Annotated in this window: 1 protein-coding gene and 1 pseudogene; both read left to right on the forward strand. The window is 59.6% G+C overall.

Annotation, left to right across the window (positions count from 1 at the left end):
- Nucleotides 1-14: 14 nt before the first annotated feature.
- On the forward strand, nucleotides 15-737 hold the full coding sequence (locus JWQ61_RS00835) for a transposase (protein ID WP_304358842.1): 723 nt from the start codon (nucleotides 15-17) through the stop codon (nucleotides 735-737).
- A 179-nt stretch (nucleotides 738-916) separates the two neighbouring features.
- Nucleotides 917-4,670 (forward strand): annotated as a pseudogene (locus tag JWQ61_RS00840) (glutamate synthase-related protein); the annotation flags it as partial.

The following is a 4,670-nucleotide window of genomic DNA, read 5'->3' on the forward strand; positions in this document are numbered from 1 at the left end:
CACTTCCTTTTGCCATGGCCCGCCTGCCCAGACTTGTCATTCCCAACCAGCCGCATCACCTGATCCAGCGTGGCGTCGATCGTCAGGCTATCTTCCGCGAGACGGAAGATTATGTGAATTTCCTTGCCCGCTTGCGCGAAGGCGCCAAGCAATACAAGGTGGCTATCCATGCTTATGTGCTGATGACCAACCATGTGCACCTGCTGGCGACGCCGTCCGACGCCCAGGGTTTGGCAAGGATGATGCAATGGGTAGGGCGCTTCTACGTGCCTTACTTCAACCAGAAATATGGACGCGTCGGCACTTTGTGGCAGGGACGCTACAGGGCCACGGTGATAGATTCCGAGCCCTATTTCATGTTGTGCAGCTGCTACATCGACCAGAATCCAGTGCGCGCCGGCATTACGGCAACAGCCGGCGAGTACCCTTGGTCGAGCTACTTGCATCATGTCGGGATCAAGGCTGACCCTCTTGTAGTGGATCACGCCCTGTATTGGGCTTTAGGCAATACCCCCTTCGATCGCGAGGCTGCTTATAAACAAATGGCAGAGCAAGCACTCACCTCGTTCCAGGCGAAGCAGCTGATGGACGCCACCAACAAGGGCTGGCCGCTGGGCACGGAAAAATTCAAATCAAGCCTCGAGAAGCAGGGCAGTCTAAGGGTGCGTCCGGGCAGACGTGGGCGCCCCTTCAAGACCCCGGCCGATGTAGCAGACCCGCAGGCCGGGGACAAATAAAAAAATGACTCGCAGGGCAACAACGCCATCAAATGCACTAAATTGACTCTGTCCCTATTTAATTTTGGTGCAAAAATCAGACTGATTAATTTGACTCTGACCCTATTTATTGTGATTGAAGTCTGGAGGCGTCTGCACTATTCTTAATATCCTTACTCTCAAAGTGGTGGAGCAACGTTATGCATGCGCAAGGTTTATACGATCCGGCCAATGAACATGATGCCTGCGGCGTCGGGTTTATTGCTCACATCAAAGGCAAGAAGAGCCACTCGATCATTGAGCAGGGTTTGCTGATCCTGAAGAATCTCGATCATCGGGGCGCGGTCGGTGCGGATAAGCTGATGGGTGACGGCGCCGGGATCCTGATCCAGGTGCCGGACCAGTTCTATCGCGAAGAGATGGCGAAGCTGGGCGTGATCTTGCCGCCGCCGGGCGAATTCGGCGTGGGCATGGTGTTCTTGCCAAAAGAGAATGCTTCGCGCATCGCCTGCGAACAGGAAATTGAACGTGCGGTGCTGGCCGAAGGCCAGGTCGTGCTGGGCTGGCGTGATGTGCCGGTGGATATCGAGATGCCGATGTCGCCCACCGTGCGCGACAAGGAACCGGTAATCCGCCAGATTTTCATCGGCCGTGGCCCGGACATCATGGTGACCGATGCGCTCGAGCGCAAACTGTATGTGATCCGCAAATCCTCCGGCCACGCGATCCAGGCCCTGAACCTGTTGCACGGCAAGGAATTTTTCGTGCCGTCGATGTCGGCGCGCACCGTGGTCTACAAGGGCCTGCTGCTGGCCGACCAGGTCGGCGTCTATTACAAGGACCTGCAGGATCAGCGCTGCCTGTCGGCGCTGGCGCTGGTCCACCAACGCTTCTCCACCAATACTTTCCCGGAATGGCCGCTGGCCCACCCGTACCGCCTGCTGGCGCACAACGGCGAGATTAATACCGTCAAGGGCAACTTCAACTGGATGCGCGCGCGTGAAGGCGTGATGAAATCGCACGTGCTGGGCGACGACCTGCAGAAGCTGTTCCCGCTGATCTATGAAGGCCAGTCCGACACCGCCTGTTTCGACAACGCGCTCGAACTGTTGCTGATGGCCGGTTACCCGATTGCGCAAGCGATGATGATGATGATCCCGGAAGCGTGGGAAAACCACGCCACCATGGATGACAACCGCCGCGCCTTTTATGAATACCACGCCGCGATGATGGAACCATGGGACGGCCCGGCCGCAATGGCGTTTACCGACGGCCGCCATATCGGCGGCACGCTGGACCGCAACGGCCTGCGTCCGGCGCGCTATATCGTCACCGACGACGACTTCGTGGTGATGGCGTCCGAATCCGGCGTCTTGCCGATCCCGGAATCGAAGATCATCCAGAAATGGCGCCTGCAGCCAGGCAAGATGTTCCTGATCGATCTCGACGCCGGCCGCATCATCGACGACAAGGAATTGAAAGACACGTTCGCCAACGCCAAGCCATACAAGCAATGGATTGAATCGGTGCGCGTCAAGCTGGACGAGCTGAAAGCGGAACCGTCCGAATCCGGTTCCACCATCCCGCTGCTGGACCGCCAGCAGCTGTTCGGCTACACCCAGGAAGACATCAAGTTCCTGATGTCGCCGATGGCCGCCGCCGCCGAAGAAGCGATCGGCTCCATGGGCAACGACTCGCCGCTGGCGGTCATGTCCAACAAGAACAAGACCCTGTACCACTACTTCAAGCAGCTGTTCGCGCAAGTCACTAACCCGCCTATCGATCCGATCCGCGAAGCGATGGTGATGTCGCTGGTGTCCTTCATCGGACCCAAGCCGAACATGCTGGATACCAACAACATCAACCCGCCGATGCGGCTGGAAGTCACGCAGCCGATCCTGAACTACGACGATATCGCCAAGCTGCGCAATATCGGCGCCCATACCGGCGGCAAGTTCAAATCCTACGAGCTGAACATCTGCTATCCGGTAGCCTGGGGCAAGGAAGGTATCGAAGCGCGCCTGGCGTCCCTGTGCGCCAAGGCGGTCGACGCCGTCAAGTCCGGCCATAACATCCTGATCGTCTCCGACCGCAAGGTCGATGCCGAGCAGGTGGCGATCCCGGCGCTGCTGGCTACTTCGGCGATCCACCAGCATTTGGTGAGCAAGGGCCTGCGCACCTCGACCGGCCTGGTGGTCGAAACCGGTTCGGCGCGCGAGACGCATCACTTCGCACTGCTGGCCGGTTACGGCGCGGAAGCGATCCATCCCTACCTGGCGATGGATACGCTGACCGAACTGGCGCATGGCTTGCCGGGCGCGCTGTCGCCGGAAAAAGCGATCTACAATTTCCAGAAGGCGATCGGCAAGGGCCTGCTGAAAGTCATGTCGAAGATGGGCATTTCGACCTACATGTCGTATTGCGGCGCGCAGATTTTCGAAGCGATCGGCCTCAACAAGAGCATGACCCAGAAGTATTTCAAGGGCACCGCCTCGAATGTCGAAGGCATCGGCGTGTTTGAAGTGGCGGAAGAAGCCTTGCGCCTGCATCGCGCGGCGTTCAGCGACGATCCGGTGCTGGCCAACGCGCTCGACGCCGGCGGCGAATATGCATTCCGTATCCGCGGCGAAGAGCACATGTGGACCCCGGATGCGATCGCCAAGCTGCAGCACTCGACCCGCGCCAACAACTTCAACAGCTATAAAGAATACGCGCAGCTGATCAACGACCAGTCCAAGCGCCACATGACCCTGCGCGGCCTGTTCGAATTCAAGATCGATCCAAGCAAGGCGATTCCATAGGATGAGGTCGAAACGGCCAAGGAAATCGTCAAGCGCTTTGCTACCGGCGCGATGTCGCTCGGTTCGATCTCGACCGAAGCGCACGCCACGCTGGCGGTGGCGATGAACCGCATCGGCGGCAAGTCGAACACCGGCGAAGGCGGCGAGGACGAGAACCGCTATCGCCAGGAGTTGAAAGGCATCCCGATCAAGCAAGGCGAAACGCTGGCGTCGGTGATCGGCAAGGACCGCATCGAAGTCGATATCCCGTTGCAGGCAGGCGATTCGCTGCGTTCGCGCATCAAGCAGGTGGCGTCCGGCCGTTTCGGCGTCACCGCGGAATACCTGATTTCCGCCGACCAGATCCAGATCAAGATGGCGCAGGGCGCGAAGCCGGGCGAGGGCGGCCAGCTGCCGGGCCACAAGGTGTCCGAGTACATCGCCAAGCTGCGTTTCTCGGTGCCGGGCGTCGGCCTGATTTCACCGCCGCCGCACCATGACATCTATTCGATCGAAGACCTGGCGCAGCTGATCCATGACTTGAAAAACGTCAATCCGCGCGCTTCGATTTCGGTCAAGCTGGTATCCGAAGTGGGTGTCGGCACGGTGGCTGCGGGTGTCGCCAAGGCCAAGTCGGATCACGTGGTGATCGCCGGCCATGACGGCGGCACCGGCGCTTCGCCTTTGTCGTCGATCAAGCATGCCGGCTCGCCTTGGGAACTGGGCCTGGCGGAAACCCAGCAGACGCTGGTGCTGAACGGCTTGCGCAACCGCATCCGGGTCCAGGCCGACGGCCAGATGAAGACCGGCCGCGATGTCGTGATCGGCGCCTTGCTGGGCGCCGACGAATTCGGTTTCGCCACTGCGCCGCTGGTGGTCGAAGGCTGCATCATGATGCGCAAATGCCACCTGAACACTTGCCCGGTCGGCGTTGCCACGCAAGATCCGGTGCTGCGCGCCAAGTTCTCCGGCAAGCCGGAACATGTGGTCAACTTCTTTTTCTTCATCGCCGAAGAAGTGCGCCAGATCATGGCGTCGCTGGGCATCCGCAATTTCAATGAACTGATCGGCCGCGCCGACCTGCTGGACAAATCGCGGGCGATCACGCACTGGAAGGCGCAGGGCCTGGATTTCAGCCGCATTTTCTACCAGCCTGTATTGCCTGAAGGCGGCG

This window comes from Collimonas fungivorans (assembly GCF_028292705.1).
GTDB classification, from domain to species: domain Bacteria; phylum Pseudomonadota; class Gammaproteobacteria; order Burkholderiales; family Burkholderiaceae_D; genus Collimonas; species Collimonas fungivorans_B.

Bases quoted from the DNA above. Each gene is read 5' to 3' on its own strand.
- JWQ61_RS00835 (WP_304358842.1), top strand. From the start codon at position 15: ATGGCCCGCCTGCCCAGACTTGTCATTCCCAACCAGCCGCATCACCTG.